At 64.2% G+C, this 20,182-nt stretch carries 20 protein-coding genes; 18 read left to right on the forward strand and 2 right to left on the reverse strand.

Annotated features, from left to right (window positions below; translation table 11 throughout):
* The first annotated feature begins 46 nt into the window (after positions 1-46).
* The 5 genes from QCE64_RS23115 to QCE64_RS23135 all read left to right on the forward strand — a co-directional run bounded on the left by QCE64_RS23115 (position 47) and on the right by QCE64_RS23135 (position 4,070).
* Entirely contained in the window at positions 47-301 is a 255-nt protein-coding gene (locus tag QCE64_RS23115; protein ID WP_310006447.1) for a hypothetical protein, read from the forward strand.
* Between the two features lie 301 nt (positions 302-602).
* A complete protein-coding gene (locus tag QCE64_RS23120; protein ID WP_309923959.1) occupies positions 603-926 on the forward strand; it encodes a DUF3649 domain-containing protein in 324 nt (107 codons plus the stop codon).
* Positions 927-973: 47 nt separating this feature from the next.
* On the forward strand, positions 974-2,551 hold the full coding sequence (locus tag QCE64_RS23125; RefSeq protein WP_309934180.1) for a PepSY-associated TM helix domain-containing protein: 1,578 nt from the start codon (positions 974-976) through the stop codon (positions 2,549-2,551).
* Complete coding sequence (locus QCE64_RS23130; protein ID WP_309923962.1) at positions 2,548-2,829, forward strand: DUF3325 domain-containing protein; 282 nt, start codon at positions 2,548-2,550, stop codon at positions 2,827-2,829. Before QCE64_RS23125 ends, QCE64_RS23130 begins: the two co-directional genes overlap by 4 nt.
* A gap of 71 nt (positions 2,830-2,900) precedes the next feature.
* Positions 2,901-4,070 (forward strand): L-dopachrome tautomerase-related protein, encoded by a 1,170-nt coding sequence (locus QCE64_RS23135; protein ID WP_310006450.1) that lies wholly within the window; start codon positions 2,901-2,903, stop codon positions 4,068-4,070.
* A gap of 10 nt (positions 4,071-4,080) precedes the next feature.
* Here QCE64_RS23135 and QCE64_RS23140 read toward each other — a convergent pair whose 3' ends face one another.
* Together QCE64_RS23140 and QCE64_RS23145 are read right to left on the reverse strand one after the other, a co-directional pair.
* Complete coding sequence (locus tag QCE64_RS23140; protein ID WP_310006453.1) at positions 4,081-5,205, reverse strand: alanine racemase; 1,125 nt, start codon at positions 5,203-5,205, stop codon at positions 4,081-4,083.
* 14 nt (positions 5,206-5,219) lie between these two features.
* The gene (locus tag QCE64_RS23145; protein WP_310006454.1) at positions 5,220-6,122 is read right to left on the reverse strand and encodes a DMT family transporter; all 903 of its coding nucleotides are present in this window, start codon (positions 6,120-6,122) and stop codon (positions 5,220-5,222) included.
* A gap of 189 nt (positions 6,123-6,311) precedes the next feature.
* Between QCE64_RS23145 and QCE64_RS23150 the strand changes: the two genes are divergently transcribed.
* The 13 genes from QCE64_RS23150 (at position 6,312) to QCE64_RS23210 (ending at position 20,159) form a co-directional block, all read left to right on the forward strand.
* The gene (locus QCE64_RS23150) at positions 6,312-6,617 is read left to right on the forward strand and encodes a non-heme iron oxygenase ferredoxin subunit (RefSeq protein WP_309923972.1); all 306 of its coding nucleotides are present in this window, start codon (positions 6,312-6,314) and stop codon (positions 6,615-6,617) included.
* A 25-nt stretch (positions 6,618-6,642) separates the two neighbouring features.
* Positions 6,643-7,887 (forward strand): FAD-dependent oxidoreductase, encoded by a 1,245-nt coding sequence (locus tag QCE64_RS23155; protein WP_310006457.1) that lies wholly within the window; start codon positions 6,643-6,645, stop codon positions 7,885-7,887.
* The gene (locus QCE64_RS23160; protein ID WP_309923977.1) at positions 7,874-9,166 is read left to right on the forward strand and encodes an aromatic ring-hydroxylating dioxygenase subunit alpha; all 1,293 of its coding nucleotides are present in this window, start codon (positions 7,874-7,876) and stop codon (positions 9,164-9,166) included. Before QCE64_RS23155 ends, QCE64_RS23160 begins: the two co-directional genes overlap by 14 nt.
* Positions 9,167-9,676, forward strand: a complete 510-nt coding sequence (locus tag QCE64_RS23165; protein ID WP_309923980.1) for an aromatic-ring-hydroxylating dioxygenase subunit beta — start codon at positions 9,167-9,169, stop codon at positions 9,674-9,676. It abuts the gene before it with no gap.
* Between the two features lie 30 nt (positions 9,677-9,706).
* A complete protein-coding gene (locus QCE64_RS23170; RefSeq protein ID WP_309923982.1) occupies positions 9,707-12,112 on the forward strand; it encodes a xanthine dehydrogenase family protein molybdopterin-binding subunit in 2,406 nt (801 codons plus the stop codon).
* Positions 12,109-12,945, forward strand: coding sequence for an FAD binding domain-containing protein (locus QCE64_RS23175; protein ID WP_310006459.1), 837 nt, complete (start codon positions 12,109-12,111; stop codon positions 12,943-12,945). The genes QCE64_RS23170 and QCE64_RS23175 overlap by 4 nt, the downstream gene beginning before the upstream one ends.
* Positions 12,946-12,964: 19 nt before the next feature.
* The gene (locus tag QCE64_RS23180; protein WP_309923986.1) at positions 12,965-14,158 is read left to right on the forward strand and encodes a 2Fe-2S iron-sulfur cluster-binding protein; all 1,194 of its coding nucleotides are present in this window, start codon (positions 12,965-12,967) and stop codon (positions 14,156-14,158) included.
* A gap of 79 nt (positions 14,159-14,237) precedes the next feature.
* Positions 14,238-15,203 (forward strand): amidohydrolase family protein, encoded by a 966-nt coding sequence (locus QCE64_RS23185; RefSeq protein ID WP_310006461.1) that lies wholly within the window; start codon positions 14,238-14,240, stop codon positions 15,201-15,203.
* Between the two features lie 50 nt (positions 15,204-15,253).
* Positions 15,254-16,006, forward strand: coding sequence for an Asp/Glu racemase (locus QCE64_RS23190; RefSeq protein ID WP_310006463.1), 753 nt, complete (start codon positions 15,254-15,256; stop codon positions 16,004-16,006).
* Positions 16,007-16,017: 11 nt separating this feature from the next.
* Positions 16,018-16,857, forward strand: coding sequence for an alpha/beta hydrolase (locus QCE64_RS23195; RefSeq protein ID WP_310006465.1), 840 nt, complete (start codon positions 16,018-16,020; stop codon positions 16,855-16,857).
* Complete coding sequence (locus QCE64_RS23200) at positions 16,844-17,878, forward strand: 2,5-dihydroxypyridine 5,6-dioxygenase (protein WP_309923995.1); 1,035 nt, start codon at positions 16,844-16,846, stop codon at positions 17,876-17,878. Before QCE64_RS23195 ends, QCE64_RS23200 begins: the two co-directional genes overlap by 14 nt.
* An 18-nt stretch (positions 17,879-17,896) precedes the next feature.
* Positions 17,897-18,520 (forward strand): N-carbamoylsarcosine amidohydrolase, encoded by a 624-nt coding sequence (locus QCE64_RS23205; protein WP_309923997.1) that lies wholly within the window; start codon positions 17,897-17,899, stop codon positions 18,518-18,520.
* 43 nt (positions 18,521-18,563) lie between these two features.
* On the forward strand, positions 18,564-20,159 hold the full coding sequence (locus QCE64_RS23210; protein ID WP_310006467.1) for an MFS transporter: 1,596 nt from the start codon (positions 18,564-18,566) through the stop codon (positions 20,157-20,159).
* The last annotated feature ends 23 nt before the right edge of the window (positions 20,160-20,182 follow it).

Genomic DNA, 20,182 nt, shown 5'->3' on the forward strand with positions numbered 1-20,182 from the left:
CATGCCGCAAAAGAGAAACACGAACGCTTATGCGAGAATTCGGTCCATGAAAAAAATCCAGCTCCTTATCCTCTCGCTGGCGCTCGCGGCGCTCAGCCCGCTGGCTCACGCCAGCTTCGCGAAGGGTGCCCATGGATTCAAGGAAGACGTCAAATCGGCCGGGCGCCAGACGGGCCATGCAGCCCGCGACGCGGCGCACGCTATCGGTCAGGGTGCGAAAACGGCGGGACACGCCGTCGCAGACACCTCGAAACGCGGCTATCACGCCACTAAAAAATGGCTCACGGGCGATAGTGAGTAGTCGCGTCGTCGGAACAATTCACGCCGGTTTTTAAGCGTCGCATGACAAGTCTCGACGCAGGTTAATAATAAGCGTTATCATTTACGTCACTTTTGCTGGCTCATCGGGCCGGAGCCGGGCAGCGTGCGTCGTCATCACGCAGCGCGCCTGGAAAGCGGCGACATCAGCAGTTCCAGTCACGCATCCGGGCTCGATCGAAGCCCGATCATCTCACCCACAGCTTTGAAACCGCGCAGTGCGATCCGGCGTTCCGGTTCGATTCGCGCGGGCGCAGTGGCGCGAACGTATCCAAGGAACTGAGTTGAAGACACACGCCACAGCAGGCGGGACGGGACTCCCCGCAGCAATCGGCAAACACGGGCCGCTGATCTCCCGCATCGTTGCCGCAATTCTGGGCGGCTATGCGCTCGCTTCCCTCACGAGCGTCGCGGCGCTCGTTCTGCCGATGAGCAAGCCCCAAGCGGTGCTCACCGGCATGCTCGCGAGTTTCATCGTGTATGTGTGCGCGGTGATCTGGGTGTTCGCCGTGCGCAGCGCGCGGCGCGCCTGGGGCGGTCTGGTGATCGCGGCGCTGCCGTTACTGCTTGCGTCGTGGAGCGTGTGGTCCGGAGGAAGCGCATCGTGAAGGCCACGCATGACGCTCAACCGCGAGCACGCGGCATTCGCCAGACCATGTCGGACCTGCATACATGGGCGGGTCTGCTGGCCGGCTGGATTCTTTATGCGATGTTCCTGACCGGCACCGTCAGTTACTTCAAGGACGAGACCTCGCAATGGATGCGCCCCGAGCAGCCGCATCAGCGCGCCTTGCCCGATCCCGCACAGGTCGCGCAGCGCGTGACCACGACTCTCGGCTCGATCGCCGCCGGCAGTCCGCAGTGGAGCTTCGGATTGCCGGATGAGCGCACCAGCGTGATCGACTCCTTCTGGCGTGCGCCGCCCAAGGCGAACGGCAGGCGCGCATTCGAGGAGGCGAGCTTCGATCCGGCCACGGGCGAGCGCAGCAGCGCGCGCAAGACGCTCGGCGGCGAATTTTTTTATCGCTTCCATTTCCAGTTTTATTACATGCCGGTGCTCTGGGGCCGCTGGCTCGCGGGCCTGTGCGCGATGTTCATGCTCGTCGCGATCGTGAGCGGCGTCATCACGCACAAAAAAATCTTTACCGATTTCTTCACGTTCCGCTGGGGCAAGGGCCAGCGTTCCTGGCTCGACGCGCATAACGCACTCTCGGTCTTCGGCCTGCCGTTCCACGCGATGATCACCTACACCGGTCTCGTCACGCTGATGGCGATGTATATGCCATGGGGCGCGCAGACCGCGTTCAAGACGCCGGCGGAACGGCAGGAGATGATGTCGCAGTTGAGCGCGTTCATCCAGCCCGGCAAGCCGTCCGGGCAGAAGGCCGCGCTCGCGCCCGTCGATGCCATGGTGCGCGAAGCCGAAGCGCGCTGGGGCCGCGACAAGGTCGGACGCGTGACCATCACCAATCCGGGCGACAGCACGGCGCGCGTAGCGGTTTCACGCGGCGAGGCGCAACGCGTGTCGATGAGTCCGCAGTATCTGCTTTTCGACGGCGTGAGCGGCAAGCTCATCGACGTGAAGGATCATGTCGGCGGCGCGGCTGAAACGCGCGGCGTGCTTTATGCGCTGCATCTCGGACGCTTCAGCGATCTGCAGTTGCGCTGGCTGTACTTCATCGTGAGCCTCGCGGGTACGGCAATGGTCGGCACAGGGCTGGTCATGTGGACCGTCAAGCGCCGTCAGAAGCTGCCCGATCCGGCGCGTCCTTACTTCGGCTTCCGTCTGGTCGAGCGCCTCAATATCGCGAGCATTGCGGGGCTCTCGGTTGCCATGACGAGCTTCCTGTGGGGCAACCGGCTGCTGCCGGTGGGCATCGCCGCGCGCGATGAAGCGGAGATCAACGTGTTCTTCACGGTATGGGCCGCGACCTTGCTGTACGCGATGATGCGTCCGGCCAAACGCGCGTGGATCGAACTGCTGTGGCTTGCCGCTGCAATGCTTGCGCTGCTGCCCGTGCTCAATGCGCTGACCACGGACCGTCCGCTCTGGCGCAGCATCGCGCAAGGCGACTGGGTCTTCGCGGGCTTCGATCTCATGATGCTGGCTTTCGCGCTGCTGCATGCCGCGCTGGCGCGGCGTGTCACACATCATCGTCCGCGCGTGAAGGCTTTGCGAAAGGAAGCGCCCGCGCGCGTGATGACCGCCGAGCGCGAAGAGGAGAATGCATGATGCACCTCCTGACCTTCCTGTTCTGCCTGATCGCCTTCGCGTGTCTGGCCGCTTCAATGGACCGCCACCAGCAAGCCGTATGGGGCCGCGAATGGTCGCCGCGAACGTCGCGTGGCTTGCGAATTACCGGGTGGTGCGGGCTGGTGCTCGCATTGCGCCTGATCGTCGATCAGGACGGATGGGCGCTCGGACTCGTTCGTTACAGCGGCTTGACGAGCCTGGCCGCAGGCATCGTATTCGGCTCGCTCATCATGTGGCAAAGACGCGCTGCGTCTTGACAGCCCAGGCATGCCTTCCTAGCATCAAGCGGTACTCGAGGGATCCACGCTGACACACAAGGAGACGCTTGATGAAGGATCGGGATGCGCACCGCACGATGCGTCGACGCGTGCTTGCTTCACTGGGCGCCGGCGCGCTTGCGACGCTGGGCTTCGAGCAAACGGCACATGCCGCTGCGCCCAAGCTCGAAACCGTCGCCACGTTCGACGATGACTTCCGCTTGGTCGGCATCGGTGTATCGAAGCAGGGTCGCGTGTTCGCGACCGCGCCTTCGTCCGTGAAGCGCTCGCGCTACAGCATGGTCGAGGTCGATCCGGACACCGGCGCACTCACGCCCTTTCCGGATGAAAGCTGGAACGTGTTCAAGCCGGATGAAGACGGTGCGCATCAATGGATCTCGCTTCAGGCGCTATGGGTCGATGAGCACGATCATCTCTGGGCGCTCGACTCGTCATTGCCTTCGGTGGATCAGACACGTCAGCCGCCGAAACTCGTCGAGTTCGATCTCGCCACGCGCAAAATCGTGCGTCAGTTCGATTACGGCAAGCTCGTCACGCCGAAGGATTCGCTCAACGACATACGCGTCGATCACACGCATGGCTTCGCGTACATCAGCAACGCGGCCAATCAGGGCGGCGTAGTGGCGACGAACCTCCGGAGCGGCGCTTCACGGCTGCTGCTTGCAGGCGATCGTTCGAGCGTGTCGGATCCCGCACAACATCTGATATTCCGCGACCAGCCCGCCCGCAAGCTCGACGGCAGCGTGCTGGTGCTGCAAACCGACGGCATCGCGCTGTCGCCGGAACGCAAGTGGCTGTACTACCGGCCGTTGACGGATCATCACTACTGGCGCATCGAGACCGCCGCGCTCATCGACGACACGCTGCCCGCCCAGGCGCTGGCGCAGCGCGTGCAATATCTCGGCGATGGCGCACTGACGGGCGGCCTCATCATGAGTCCGGCGGGCGTGCTGTATGGCGGCGATCTCGAGAAACGCACGGTGGTCGGCTTCGACGTGATCGAGCGCGATGGCAAGCCCGCGCTCAGGGAGCACACGCTTGTAGGCAAGCATCGCGAGCTGTCATGGGCGGATGGCTTCGCATACTCGAAGGGCTATCTCTACATCGCGGATTCCCATCTGCACGAAACCAACTTCTTCAACGGGTATCCGCGCGAGGGCAAGTTCGCGATCTTTCGTGTGCGCTTGCCGAATCAGCCCACGCACAGCCTCGCGGGATGAAGTCCGATCATCACCAGCCGTGAAAGCGCGGCCATACGGCGGTGCTGCCATCGCTCGATAGCGCGTGGTACTCGGGATACTGGGCGCCTGTCGCACACGCGTGATTCGGCAGGATGCGCAGCTTCATGCCGATGGGAAAACGTCGCGTGAGATCCTCGCCTGAGGCGACGGCGATGATGCCGTGCTCCTGATTCGCGCCGACGACTTCGCAGCCCGGCAGCGGCGTGCCATCGAGGGCGCAGGACAGGCCGTAGCCGAAGTCGCGTGTCTGCTTCGATGTGCCGCGGTCACGGCTCATCGCCATCCATCCCGCATCGACGATGACCCAGCCCTTGTCGGGCTGATGTCCGATGACACTCGCCAGCACGCTCAACGCAATCTCATCGGTCGTGCATGCGCCGACGTTCGCCATCACCAGATCGAAGAACACGTAGACGCCCGCGCGCACTTCGTCGACGCCTTCGAGATGGGTCGCGGCGAGGGCGGTCGGCGTCGAGCCGATGCTCACGGTCCTGCAAGCAATGCCCGCTGCACGCAGACGTTCGGCCGCGTGCACGCAGCCGTCGCGTTCCTGGGCAGCGAGTGCGGCGAGCGCGTCGGGCTCGTTCAGTTCATAGCTGGAGCCGGCATGCGTCAACACGCCGCCAACGCCGATGCCGCCCTCCTGCAAGATGCGGCCGATGTCGATCAATGCGTCGTCGTCAGGTGCGAGGCCCGAGCGGTGCCCGTCCGTGTCGATCTCGAGCCAGACTTCGAACGATGCGCCTTCCGCCTTGCAATAGTCGACGATCGCGCGCGCCGCCGCGGCGTTGTCCGCGATGATCTTCAGGTCGCAGCCGCGCTGCCTGAGCGCGAATGCGCGCGGCAACTTCGCGGGCGCGATTCCGACCGCATAAAGAATATCGGTGATGCCGGCCGAGAAGAACTGTTCCGCTTCCTTGAGCGTCGATACCGTGATGCCGTGCGCGCCGGCCGCAATTTGCGCGCGCACGGCATCGAGGCATTTCGTGGTCTTCACATGCGGACGGAACTTCACGCCGAGCGCGTCCATGCGCGCCTGCATCGCGGTGATATTGCGCTGCATCCTGGCGATATCGATGATCGCCGCGGGGGTATCGAGTTGAGCGAGTTGCATGATGTGAGTGAGAGTCAGGCGATGGGACCTTCAGGCAGCTTGCTCTGCCACGCCACGGCGATCGCGCTGCCGACGATCAGCGCAATGCCAGCAAGCGACAGCGGCGCGATCGTTTCGCCCCACGCCAGATAGGCAAAGAGCGCGGCCCACACGATGCTCGTGTAATTGAAGGGCGCGAGCGTGCCGGCGTCTGCGCTGCGAAATGCAACGGTCATCAGGACCTGGCCGGCGGTGGCAAGCGCGCCGAGCAGGGCCATCAGGAGCAGGGCGTCGAGCGTCGGCGCCTTCCAGCTGAATGGAAGGGTCGCGGCCATCACGACCGTGCCCACCGTGGTGAAGAACAGGACCGTGGTGCGGGAATCGTCACTGGCGCGAATGCGCTTGATCTGGATGATCGAAAGTGCGCCGCATAACGCGCTCATGATCAACAACGCCGGGCCGAGCCAGCTCGACTCTCCGCCGCCCGGGCGCACGACCAGCAGCACGCCGGCAAAGCCGATCATGGCCGCCACGGCCGCGCGTGGCGTGAGCCGTTCCTTGAGCAGCCAAGGCGCGAGCACGACGACCAGCAGCGTCTCCGAATACGCGATCGCCACGGCCTCGCCGAGCGGAATATAGGGCAAACCCGCAAAGAAGAAACCGGAAGCGCCGAGCAGCGTCAACGCGCGCCAGGTCTGCCCGCGCATGTCGAGCCGCCTGACGCGCTGGATGAGCGAGCGCTCGCCGATGCAGCACATCGCCACGGCCGGCACGAGACCGAACAGCATGCGGAAAAAAGTCAGTTCGTTAGCCGGATAGTGCAGCGCGACAGCCTTGGCGAGCGTATCGACGATGGCGAAGCAGAGCATCGACGCAAGGATGAAACCGATGCTCGCGAGCGGAAGGTGTCCGGCGCGGGTGGCGACAATCGAGGGCATGACGCGTGAAGTCGTGACAGAACCCTGAATCATCGCATGACGGCGTCGCCCACGTTCCGGACCGCCCTGTTCCGGTTTTTTTCGATACGGGAAACCACTATTTTTGATCAGCTTGACTCGCCGAAAAGTCCTGCTAGCATACGTTCATCAGATTCATCAGCATACTGAACATATCGGAAGGAGCGACAGATGGCTCTCAAGTTCGCGGCGAAACTCGCCGACCTCGTGGAAGACGAGCCGCTTGGCGTGACGATCGGCGAGGAACGCATCGCGCTCTATCTGCTGGACGGCGAAGTGCATGCCACGCACAACGTCTGCACGCATCAGTTCGCGCTGTTGAGCGACGGCTATATGGAAGACGGCTGCATCGAATGTCCGCTGCATCAGGGACGTTTCGACATCCGCACGGGCGCCGCGCAGTGCGCGCCCGTGACCGAGCCGCTGCGCGTCTATGGCGTGCAGGTGGAAGGCGGCGAGATCTTCGTCGACCTTTGAAACGCGCGACGCGGAGCGGCGAATCATGACTCAGACGGTATTGATCATCGGTGCAGGACAGGCCGGCGCGCGCGCCGCCGAAGCGCTGCGCACGCACGGCTTCGACGGCCGCATCGTGCTGGTCGGCGACGAGGCGCACGCGCCCTACGAGAGGCCGCCGCTGTCGAAAGACGTGCTGACGGCTCAGTCCGATGCGGACTGTTTCAAAGGCTGGGTGCATCCGGCGCAGCTGTACGCGGATGCACGCATCGAATGGATCAGTGACCGCGTGCTGCAACTCGATCCGCAACGTCATGTCGCGGTGCTGGAGCAGGGCGGTGAACTGCGCTACGACCACTGTCTGCTGACCACAGGCGGACACGCGCGCCAGTTGCCCGGCATGCCCGAAGGCCCGCATACGTTTTATCTGCGCACGCTCGACGATGCCATGCGCCTGCGCAGCCGCATTGCAGACGCGCGTTCCGTGGCGGTGATCGGCGGCGGCTTCCTGGGGCTCGAATTTGCGGCGAGCGCACGCAGCCGTGGACTCGATGTGAGCGTGTTCGAATCGGCGTCGAGCCTGTTGAGCCGCGCGCTGCCGCCGTCCATCGCAGAACGCCTGCGCCTGAAGCACGAAGATCGCGGCGTGCGCTTCTTCTTCGATGCAAAGCCGCTGTCGCTGCAGGCGCATGCCACTGGCGTGCAAGTCAACGACATGCCATTCGATTGCTGCGTGATCGCGATCGGTCAGGAACCGGACGATGCGCTTGCACGGGCCGCGGGCATCGCGACCGACAACGGCATCCGCGTGGATCGCCATTGCCGCACATCCGCGCCGGATGTCTATGCCGCCGGCGATTGTGCGAGCTTCCCTTACGGCCCGGCGGACCGTGCGGTGCGCCTCGAATCGTGGCAGAACGCGCAGGAACAGGCGCTTGTCGCGGCGCGCAACATCATGGGCGAGTCCGTCGCCTACGCTCCGACGCCATGGTTCTGGACCGATCAGTACGACTGGAACATCCAGATGCTCGGCTGGCCCGGCATCGGCGTGGAGCAATGGATCGAACGCGCGGGCGCGGACGGCAAGACCGTGCTGATGGGCTTGCGCGAGGGCGTCATGGTCCAGGCGCTCGCCGTCAATCAGGGCGGCGAGTTGCGTGCGCTCCGGCGGCTCGTTGAGGACGCCATGCCGGTCGACGCAACGCTGCTGTGCGACCCCACGGTCAAGCTGCGCCAGCTGGAGCGGCTGATTCGCTCAACACAATCGGGAGATCAAGGTGTACTCGTCTGAAACGGTCATCGGGGTTCATACGCCCCAAACAAAGAATCCGCCGATAGAAGGCCTCGCATGGCCTGAACAAGGGCTGCAGTGCATCCCCGACTGGGTGTACACGAGCGAAGCGGTCTACACGCGCGAAGTGGAACGGATCTTTCATGGACGCACCTGGAACTTCGTCGCGCTCGAAGCGGAAGTGCCGAATGCGGGCGACTACAAGCGCTCCTATGTCGGGCCCACGCCGGTGGTCGTGTCGCGTGCGGAAGACGGTTCGATCAACGTCTTCGAAAACCGCTGCGCGCATCGCGGCGCGGAGTTCTGCCGCCATAGCCGCGGCAACAACAAGGAATTCGTCTGTCCGTATCACCAATGGTCATACGATCTGAAGGGCAATCTCCAGGGCGTGCCGTTCCGGCGCGGCGTCAACAAGCTCGGCGGCATGCCGAAGGACTTTCGCACGGATGAACACGGTCTGCGCAAACTTGCCGTCGCGACCCGCAACGGCGTGGTGTTCGCATCGTTCACGCATGACATGGAGCCGCTCGAGGACTATCTCACGCCCGAGATCCTCACGGACTTCGACGCCGTGTTCAACGGCAAGAAGCTGCGCGTGCTCGGCTTCTACAAGAACGAGCTGCCGTGCAACTGGAAGATGTATCACGAGAACCTGAAGGACCCGTATCACGCGACCCTGCTGCATTCGTTCCTCGTCGTGTTCGGCCTGCTGGTGGCGGGCAACCGCTCGGCGATGGTCGCGGACAGCAAGTACGGCATTCACGGCACTATGGCCTCGGCCAAGAGCGACACGCTCTACGCGACCGTCGACGAAGACAAGAAGAAGGAGATGCGTTCCTTCCACGATGGCATGGTGTTGCAGGACGAACGTTTCCTCGAATTCGTCAAGGAGTTCGATTCCGAATGGTCCGTGACGATGCAGACCATCTGGCCCAACCTGATCGTGCAGCGCGAGATGAACACGCTGGGCGTCCGCCATATCGTGCCGAACGGCCCGAACAGCATGATCATGCTCTGGACCATGTTCGGGTATGAAGACGATACCGAAGAGATGGTGCGTCATCGTTTGCGCCAGGGCAATCTGATGGGACCGTCGGGCTTTCTCGGCCTCGAAGACAACGAAGCGATGAAGTTCGTCCAGGAAGGCGTGCGCCGCTCGGTGACGGACCGCAGCATCATCAAGCTGGACGGCGACAAGATCGGCACGGCGGACAACCTGATCTCCGAGGCGGCCATTCGCGCCATGTACAAACACTATCGTGAAGTGATGGAGTTCTAGATGTTGCCAGGATTCGAGAAGCAGCCCATTGCGCACGACAAGGCGTTGATCGCACGCGCCGCGGTGGAAGACTTTCATGCCGAGTATTGCGCGGCGCTGGATAGCGGCGACATCGAGCGCTGGCCCGAGTTCTTCACCGAGAACTGCCTGTATCGCGTGACCGAATACGAAAATGCCGCGAACGGCTTTCCGGTCGGGCTCGTGTATGCGGAAGGCCGCAACATGCTGCGCGACCGGGCCGTGGCCATCGCCCGCACGCAGATGTTCGCGCCGCGTCAGATGCTGCATTTCGTGTCGAACGTGCGCATCCTGAACGCGACCGATGAAGAAATTGTCGCGCAGAGCAACTACATGCTGTTGCAGACACTGGTGGAAGGCGCGACCACGCTGCATCAGGCGGGCAGGCTTTTTGACCGCTTCGCGCGCAATGGTAACGTGCTTCTGCTGAAAGAAAGACAGGCGGTATACGACACGGCGATGATCGCCAACGATCTGGCCTATCCGGTCTGAACGTCAGCGCTGATCCGGGAGAGTGCGCATATGAGTCACACGGAAAATACGGAAGCACCTGTCGAAACAGGCGGTGTCGGCGCGCGCGTCAGGCGTCGAGAAGACGAACGGCATCTGCAAGGCAAGGGCAAGTTCGTCGCCGACTATACGTTTCCAGATCTGCAGGAGGTCGCGTTCCTGCGCAGTCCCGTGGCGCATGCGCGCATCGTGCGTATCGGCAAGCCCGAGCGCTACGCACAACAGGTGATCCTGCGCGACGACATGCAAGGCGCGACCGATATCGTCGCCGATTCGAGCCTGCCTTCGTACAAACCCTCGTCACATCCGCCGCTGGCGTCCGGCAAGGTACGCTTCGTCGGCGAACCGGTGGCGATGTGTTTCGCGAAGACGCGCGCGCAGGCGGAAGACATCGCCGAGGAAATCGAGCTCGATCTCGATGAACTGCCGGCCTTCGCCAATGCCTTCACCGCCCGCGAGCGCACCGACGTGCGCGTACACGATCACTGGACGGACAACCTGTTCCTCGACCTCAAGGCCGACGTGAATTTCGACGAACGCGCGAAGGACGCGCCCATCGTCGTGAAACAGAAAGTGGATCTCGCGCGTCAATGCATGGTGCCGATGGAAGGCAAGGCCGTGCTCGCGTACTGGGACGATACGCACGGGCAACTCGTCGTGATTACATCGACGCAAGTGCCGCACATGATCCGCACGGTGCTGTCGCAGTGCCTGGGCATCGACCATGCGCAGGTCCGCGTCATCTCGCCCGACGTGGGGGGCGCGTTCGGCTACAAGTGCGTGTTGCAGCAGGAAGAGTTGTGCATCGCGTGGCTGGCGCTCACTTTCCGGAAACCGTTCCGTTTTATTGAAGACCGCCGCGAGCATCTGATCGCCGGCGCCAACTCGCGTCAGCACCACTACGAACTCACCGCCTACGCGGACAAGACGGGCCGCCTGCTTGCGCTCGATGCCGAACTGCTGATCGACGGAGGCGCCTATTCCGCGTGGCCCTTCACGATCGGACTGGAAACCGGCCAGGCGCTCGGCAATCTTCCGGGACCGTACGATTTCAAGGGCTATCGCTGCCGCACGCAATGCGCAGCGACCAACAAGCCGGGCTTTCTGCCGTATCGCGGCGTGGCGCGCACGGGCGTGTGCTTCGCGATCGAATTGACGATGGACGCGATTGCGCGTGCAGTCGGACGCGAAGCGTGGGAAGTGCGTCACGACAATCTCGTGCGCGGCGCGGACATGCCCTATACGAACGTCGTGAAGAAGCATTACGACAGCGGCGACTTCCAGGAAAGCCTGCGGCGCGCGGTCGAACAACTCGACGTGCCGAAGTGGCGCGCGCGGCAGAAGGCGGGCGAGAAGGATGGGCGTCTCGTCGGCGTCGGCTTTGCGACTTTCACTGAACAGTCCGCGCACGGCACGGCGGTGTTCGCGTCGTGGGGCCTGCCGGTGGTGCCGGGCTACGATCTCGCGACGGTGCGCATCACGGCCGACGGCGGCCTCGAAGTGCGCGCGGGCATTCACTCGCATGGCCAGGGCATGGAGACCACGCTCGCGCAGATCGCAAACGAAGTGCTCGGCGTGACGCTGCAAAAGATCAAGGTCGTACACGGCGATACCGCGCTGACGCCATATTCCACCGGCACCTATGCATCGCGGAGCATCGTCATGGCGGGCGGCGCGGTGGCCGCGACCTGCCGCGAGCTCGTGCCGCGTCTGTTGTTCATCGGCGCGCATCTGCTCGGCGAACCGCAGGAAGCGGTCCGCTTCGAGCGGGGCGACGTGATCGGCACGCAAGGCCGTGTGTCGATCGGGGAGATCGCGGCCGCGTGGTATCTGCGTCCCGAGCGGCTGCCCGCCGGCGTGAACCTGGCCGGTCTTGAGGCGACACAAGGCTTCAAGCCCAAGGTGGACACCGGCGCGTTCAGCTACGCGACGCACGCCGCCGCCGTGGCCGTCGATCCGAAGACGGGCGATGTCGAGATCCTCGACTACGTGATCGTCGAGGACTGCGGCCGCATGATCAATCCGATGGTGGTCGAGGGACAGACGATCGGCGGAACGGCGCAAGGCATCGGCACCGCGTTCTATGAGGAGACGCTCTACGACGACAATGCGCAGCCGCTAACCTCCACGCTCGCCGACTACATGCTGCCCGGGCCGACCGAATTGCCTCCGCTCAGGATCATTCACATGGAAACGCCGTCGCCCTATACGGAGTTTGGTGCGAAGGGTGTCGGCGAAGGCGGCGCGATTGCTCCGCCCGCCGCGCTGTTCAACGCGGTGAACGATGCGCTCATGCCGCTCGGCGCGACCGTATCGGAGACGCCGCTCACGCCGCGCCGCCTGCTGTCGGCCATCGAGGCCGCGCGAGCGAAGAGCCAGGCGCCGCGTGAAGAACTGAGCCAGGAGGTGGCGGGATGAAGGCCGCTGCGTTCGACTATGTGAGGCCGGCATCCTTGCCGGAAGCGCTCCGCGAGTTGAGTGACGCGAAGCCCATCTCAGGCAGTCAGTCGATGGGTCCGATGCTGAACCTGCGCCTCGCGCGCCCGTCGCGCGTGATCGATGTATCGCGCATCGCGGACCTGCGCAGCGTGACCGCGAGCGGCGATTTCGTGCGCGTCGGGGCAGCCGTCACGCACGCAGAGATCGAGGACGGCACGCACGAACTGCTGCGTCATCCCTATCTGCAGCACGTGGCGAGCGGCATCGCGTATCGCGCGATCCGCAATCGCGGCACGATCGGCGGCAGTCTGGCGCATGCCGATCCGGCGGCGGACTGGCCGCTCGCGCTCTCCGCGCTGGATGCACGTCTCGAAGTGGCGAAGGCCGGCGGCACGCGGCAGGTGCGCGCGAGCGGCTTCATGCTCGGCGCGTTCACGACGCTGCTCGAAGAAGGCGAAATCATCACTGCGGTGCTGCTGCCCAAGCTGGGTCCGACGCTGCGCTGGGGTTACTACAAGCTATGCCGCAAGACTGGCGAGTTCGCGCATGCCAGCGCGGCTGCTGCGTTCGATGCACGCTCGGGACTCGCACGCGTGGTGCTTGGCGCGCTCGACGGTCCGCCCGCCGCACTCGACGACCTCGCGCGCCAGATTGCTCAGCGGGGCCCGTCCGCCGTCACTGAAGACGCGCTCGCGCAAGCGGTGGCCGGGGCGATGCCCAACGCCGACAGCATCGACCGCTCGATCCATGCCGCCGCGTTGCAGCGCTGCCTGGCGCAGGCGCTCGGCGACGCCGGCACGACTCAAGCCTAGAAGAGACTGAGAGACTGCAATGTCCGTCATCGAACTCACCATCAACGACCGTTCCGTGCGCAGCGATGTGGAGTCGCGCGTGCATCTCGGCGACTTCCTCCGCGAAACGCATCATCTCACCGGCACGCACCTCGGCTGCGAGCACGGCGTGTGTGGCGCATGCACCGTGCTCGTCGACGGCGAGCCGGTCCGTTCGTGCATCACCTTCGCCGTGGCATGCGATCAACAAAAGGTGCGCACGATCGAGGGCTTCGACGACGACGAACTGATGCGCCGTCTGCGCCGTTCGTTTTCGATTCATCATGGCCTGCAATGCGGTTACTGCACGCCGGGCATGCTGATAACAGCGCGCGATATCGTGCGGCGTTTCCCCGACGCCGATGAAGCGCGCATCCGTCTCGAACTCTCGGGCAACCTGTGCCGCTGTACGGGCTACATGGGTATCGTCGCGGCGATCAAGGCGGTGCTCGCGGACCTGAAGGAGAATCCGATCGCGGATGCGCCCGTCGCACGCAAAGTGGTTAGCGATGCAACCATCGCCGCGCCCGCGTTCGAGACTTTCGCGGCGGCGCCCGCCAGCGCGCCTCAGGCTGCCGCACCCACGGCGGCGGCCGTCAGCGAACCTGCGGGCGCACAGCGCAAGGGCTGGACTGCCATCGACGACAGCTTCGTCGTGCCGTTCCCGCTCGATCAGGTCTGGACCTTCATGGGCGATCTGCCTTCCGTTGCGCGCTGCCTGCCGGGCGCGGAACTGCTGGATCACGACGGCGAGTCCCTGAAGGGCAAGATCGCGATCAAGTTCGGTCCGATGTCGGCGAACTTCGCCGGCGCCGCGCGCCTGGAACGCGATGACGCCGCGCATCGCGCGGTGATGCGCGGTGCGGGGCAGGACAACATCAGCCGCTCGCGCGCCAACGGCGACGTCACATACGCCTTGTCCAGCGAGGCGAACGGCGCTCAGACGCGCGTGGCAGTCACGCTCGAATACATGCTGCAAGGCCCGCTCGCGCAATTCTCGCGCTCGGGGCTTGTGAAGGATTTCGTGCGACGCATGATCGCGGACTTCGGCGCGCGCATCACCGCGCAGCTCGGCGGCAGCGATGCGCCGGAGGCATCGGCTGCATCGGCTGCATCGGCGAAGTTCAATGCGGGCGGTCTCGTGTGGAGCGTCATCTGGAGCCGCATCAAGCAGCTTTTCGGCAAGCGCGACTGAACGGCGCATGACTGGCCAGGCACCCGGTTTTTCGGCCATATCGTCAGTCCACTGATTAAATAATCCATAGAGGTTTTACATGAGCAAGCGGATTCGCAAGATCGCTCTGGAAGAGCACTTCAGCACGCCGGGTTTCCAGGGCTATTCGAAGAGCTTCACGCAGCACATCGCACCCGAGGTGCTGCGCGATCTCGCGGCGCGCCTGAACGACTTCGACGAGGAGCGCATCGTCGAAATGGACCGCGCCGGGATCGACTATACGATCCTCTCGCAAACGGGTCCGAGCGTGCAGGGCGAGCCCGATGCCGCGCTCGCGATCCGCCGCGCGCGGGAAAGCAACGACTTTCTCGCCACGCAGATTGCACGTCATCCGGCGCGCTTCGGGGGCTTCGCCACCTTGCCGATGCACACGGCACACGCCGCATCGAATGAACTGACGCGCGCAGTCCGCGAACTCGGTTTCAAGGGAGCGCTTGTCAACGGCCATACGCTGGGTACCTATTACGACGACCGCGCCTACGATCCGTTCTGGGCGACGATGCAGGATCTCGACGTTCCGCTCTACCTGCATCCCACCGACGCTTTCGTGAACCCGCGCGTGCTCGACGGCCATCCGGAACTCACCGGCGCGACCTGGGGCTGGGGCGTCGAAACGGGCAGCCATGCGTTGCGTCTGCTGTTCAGCGGCGTGTTTGACCGCTTCCCGAAGCTCAAGCTCATTCTCGGTCACATGGGCGAGGGCCTGCCTTATCTGCGCTGGCGCTTCGACAGCCGCTTCGCCGTGTACTCGCATGGCTTGACGCTGGAGCGCGCGCCTTCGGAATACATCGGCACGAACATTCTCATCACGACCTCGGGCGTGTGTTCGGCGCCCGCGCTGATGGGCGCGATCGGCGAGATGGGCGCGGAGGCGGTGATGTTCTCGGTGGACTATCCATACGAGTCGACGGCCATTGCAGCGGACTTCATCGAACGCGCACCGCTCGACGACGCCACGCGCGCGCTCGTCTGTCACGGAAACGCGGAACGCCTGTTCCGCCTTTGATCGGTCGCAAGCAAGCAATCAAGCAATCAATCAAGCAGAGGGAGCAGCACATGACGAAGCCATACCGTATCGGCCAGATCGTGCCGAGTTCGAACACGACGATGGAAACCGAAATCCCCGCGATGTTGCTCGCGCGCCAGTCGATCCGGCCCGAGCGCTTCACGTTCCATTCGAGCCGCATGCGCATGAAGAAGGTCGTCAAGGAAGAACTGGCGGCCATGGATGCGGAGTCGGACCGTTGCGCCGTCGAGTTGTCCGATGCACGCGTGGATGTGCTCGGCTATGCCTGCCTCGTCGCGATCATGGCGATGGGACACGGCTATCACCGCGTGTCGCAAAAGCGCCTGCACGAACGCACGGTGGAGAACGGCGGCGATGCACCGGTCATCACGAGCGCGGGCGCGCTGGTCGATGCGCTGAAGGTGATCGGCGCGAAGCGCGTCGTGGTGGTTGCGCCCTACATGAGGCCGCTGACCGATCTCGTGGTCGACTATATCCGCAACGAGGATTACGAGGTCATCGACTATCGTGCGCTGGAGATTCCGGACAATCTCGAAGTGGGCCGCCACGACCCGAGCCGCCTGCCCGAGATCGTGATGTCGATGCGCTATCAGGAAGCGGACGCCATCGTGTTGTCGGCGTGCGTGCAGATGCCTTCGCTGCCGGTCATCGCGAAGGTCGAGGCGTTGACGGGCAAGCCGGTCGTCACGGCGGCGGTCGCGACCACGTATGCGATGCTCAAGCAACTCGGCCTCGAAGCCGTGGTGCCGGGCGCGGGCGCCCTGCTGTCGGGCGCTTACTGATCGAGGCGCTTATGTCCACCTTCGTCTGCGGCGCGAACCTGCACGCCAACGGTATCCGCCAGCACTACCTCCGTTACGGCGGCGAGCGCGCCGGACGCGATCCGATCATCATCGTGCCGGGCATCACGAGTCCGGCCGTGACGTGGGGATTCGTTGCGGAACATCTCGGTCAGGTCTTCGATACCTATGTGCTCGACGTGCGCGGCCGTGGCTTGTCGTCGGCGTCGGATACGCTCGACTACAGCCTCGACGCGCAAGCTGCCGATCTGATTGCGTTCGCAACTACTTTGGGCCTGCAACGCTACAGCGTTCTCGGGCATTCGATGGGGGCGCGCATCGGCATTCGCGCCGCACGGTCGGCCCCCGAGGGCATGGTGCGGCTCGCGATGATCGATCCGCCGGTATCGGGTCCGGGACGACGTCCGTATCCGTCGCAATTGCCGTGGTATGTGGATTCGATCCGCCAGTCGCGCGAAGGCATGAGCGCCGAAGCGATGCGTGCGTTCTGCCCGACTTGGACCGAGGCGCAGCTCGCGTTGCGCGCGGAATGGCTGCATACCTGCGATGAACGCGCGATTCGCGCGAGCTTCGAAGGCTTCCATACCGACGACATCCACGCCGATCTCCCGCATCTGAAGATTCCCGCACGACTGGTGACGGCGGGACGTGGCGACGTGGTGCGCGACGAAGATGTCGAAGAGATTCGCGCAAGCGTGCCGCATCTCGAACACACGCGCGTGCAGAATGCAGGCCACATGATTCCGTGGGACGACGAAGCCGGCTTCTACGCGGCGCTCGGTGAGTTCCTCGGTGCGCCGCTCATTCAAGGAGGCGATCATGCCCGTCAGTGACTATCAAATGGTCGATGCCTGGACCCGGGTTCTGAAGCTTTCGCGTCTCGAAGCCGGGCAGACGGTGACGATCCTCACCAGCGCGTCCACGCATCCGCAGACGCTCGCCACCGCGTTGATCGCGACCCAGGCGCTGGGCGCTGTCGTGAACCGCCTCGACTTGCCGCCGGTGAACGGCGAGAAGTCCTTGAGCCGCGATTCGCTCGCGTATCTCGGCACGACGCCACTCACGGGCAACCGTGCCGCCATCGCGGCGCTCAAGGAAAGCGATCTCGTCCTCGACCTGATGACTCTGCTGTTCTCTCCCGAGCAGCTGGACATTCTCAAGACCGGCACGAAGATCCTGCTTGCCGTGGAGCCGCCTGAAGTGCTCACGCGTCTGGTGCCGACCGAAGGCGACCGGACGCGCGTCCTCGCGGCGCAGGCACGCATTGCGCGTGCGAAGAAGATGCACATCGTGTCAGCGGCGGGTACGGACTTTCATTGTCCGCTGGGCGAATTCGAACCGATCGCGGAGTACGGTTTCGTCGATGAACCGGGCCGCTGGGATCACTGGCCGAGCGGCTTCGCGCTCACATTCCCGGACGATCGCACAGCCCATGGACGCATCGTCATCGATCGCGGCGACATCCTGCTGCCGCAGAAGAGCTATGTGCAGGACCGCATCGAACTGACAGTGGAGGGCGGCTATGCGACGCGCATCGGAGGCGGCATCGACGCGCAGTTGCTGAGCGAATACATGGCCACCTTCAACGATCCCGAAGCCTACGCGATCTCGCATATCGGCTGGGGTCTGCAACCGCGTGCACACTGGTCGACGCTCGGTCTCTATGATCGTGAAGCAACCATCGGCATGGACGCGCGCGCCTTCGAAGGGAATTTCCTGTTTTCGCTCGGACCAAACAACGAAGCAGGCGGCAGCCGCACGACGACCTGTCACATCGACATCCCGCTGCGGCATTGCGACGTCTTCCTCGACGGCGAGGCTGTCGTGCGCGACGGCGTCGTGCTGGATCGATAAATCACTGAAGGCACTCCCATGTCCCACGATATCGAAACCTACCAGCGTCAGAGCTTCGGCACGGCGCTGGAACCGAAAGCGCCGTTCGGCCTGTTGATCGTCGATCTGGTGAACGGCTTCGCCGATCCCGAAGTCTTCGGCGGCGGCAATATTCCGCATGCCATCGAGAACACGGTGCCGCTGCTGGCGCACGCGCGCGCGAAGGGCTGGCCGGTGGCGCACAGCCGCATCGTATTCGCGGACGACGACGCCGATCACAACATCTTCACGATGAAAGTGCCCGGCCTGCTGACGCTCAAGGAAGCGGCCCACAACAGCGCGATCGTGCCGCAACTGACGCCGCGCGATGGTGAACTGGTCGTGCGCAAGACCGTGCCTTCCGCGTTCTTCGGCACGCCGCTCGCGGCATGGCTCACGCAGCACGGCGTGCGTACGCTGTTGATCGCGGGCGCGGTGACGAGCGGCTGCGTGCGTTCGTCGGTGGTCGATGCGATGCAGTACGGCTTCCGTCCGTTCGTATTGTCAGACTGCGTAGGCGATCGCGCGCTCGGGCCGCATGACGCGAACCTGTTCGACATGGCGCAGAAATATGCGGCCGTGATGAAGCGCGACGAAGCCCTGGCGTTGCTCAAGAACCTCTGATCGTCCGCATGGACGGCGCGCACGCCAACCGCATGGGATCGACATGGATACCTCTGTTTCCGGACAGCCGCAGCGTTCCGTCACGCGCCACGAGTTCACGCTGATCGTTGCGTCCTCGTTCGGCGCGCTGCTCGAATGGTATGACTTCTACATCTATGCGGCGCTCGCGGGCACGTTCGGCACGCTGTTCTTCCCGAGCGGCAACGATACCGTGGCCTTCCTGGCGAGCCTCGCCACCTTCGGCGCCGGCTTTCTCGTGCGGCCGCTCGGCGCGCTCTTCTTCGGACGGCTCGGCGATCGCATCGGCCGCAAATACACCTTCATGGCGACCATCGTGCTGATGGGTGTCGCGACGGTGGGCGTCGGCTTGCTGCCTTCCTTCGAGCGCATCGGCATGCTGGCGCCGGCCTTGCTCGTCGCGTTGCGGCTGTTGCAGGGCTTCGCGCTCGGCGGCGAGACCGGTGGCGCGGCCACCTATCTTGCGGAGCATTCGCCGGCCGAACGGCGCGGCTTCTTCACAAGTTCGCTGCAAACCACGGCCACGCTCGGATTGCTGGCGTCCATCGCGGCCGTCAGCATCAGCCGCGCGGCAATGGACGAAGCCGCGTTCCGCAGCTGGGGCTGGCGCATGCCCTTCCTCGTGTCGATCGTGCTGCTCGCGGTCTCCGTGTATCTGCGCACGAAACTCGCGGAATCGCCCACTTTCCGCGACATGAAACGCGCCGGGCGGCTCTCGAAGTCACCGATCGGGGAAAGCTTCGGCACGTGGGGCAATCTGAAGTATGTGCTGATCATGCTGTTCAGCACGGCATCGGGCGTCGGCGTCGTGTTCGGCACGGGACACTTCTATTCGATGGTCTTCCTGCAGAACACGCTCAAGGTCGCGCCAAACACGGTGAACCTGTTTCTCGCCATCGCGCTGATCGGCGTGTTTCCGTGCTATCTCGTGTTCGGCTGGCTATCGGACCGGATCGGACGGAAGTGGATCATGATGCTCGCGTGCCTGCTGCTCGCCGCGACCACGCAACCGATCTTCCACGCGCTGACGCACTATGCGAACCCGGCGCTCGAAGCCTTCCAGAAGCAGGCGCCCGTGACCGTTCGCGCCGACGATTGCCGCTTCACGCTGTTCTCAGCGCCAGTGACGGAGTGCGACCGCATCCGCGCGTTCCTGAGCGCGTCGGGCGTGTCGTATGAGCAGGCGCGGCCGGCGGCGGGCGAAGGCGCATCGACGACGATCGGTGCGCGCATCGTGCAGGGCAGCGACCGGCACGCGCTGGAGCAGGCGCTGATCGCCTCCGGCTGGTCGCCCCACGCGGATCCCGCCCGCATCGACGCGCCGATGGTCATCTTCCTGATGTGGCTGCTGCTGCTCTATCTCGCGATGATCTACGGCCCGATGGCGGCCTTCATGGTCGAGCTGTTTCCCGCGCGCATCCGCTACACCTCGCTGTCGTTGCCATTTCATCTCGGCTCCGGCTGGTTCGGCGGCATGCTGCCTTTCGTGGTGTCGGCGATGGCGGTGGCGCGCGGCGACGTGTACTTCGGCCTCTGGTATCCGGTGACGATTGCGCTGGTGTCGTTCGCGGTCGGCGTGCTGTTCGTGCCCGAGACCTTCCGGCGCGACATCACGCAGTGACGCACAGTGACGAGTACGCAAAG

The sequence above is a fragment of the Caballeronia sp. LZ043 genome (assembly GCF_031451075.1).
Taxonomy (GTDB): domain Bacteria; phylum Pseudomonadota; class Gammaproteobacteria; order Burkholderiales; family Burkholderiaceae; genus Caballeronia.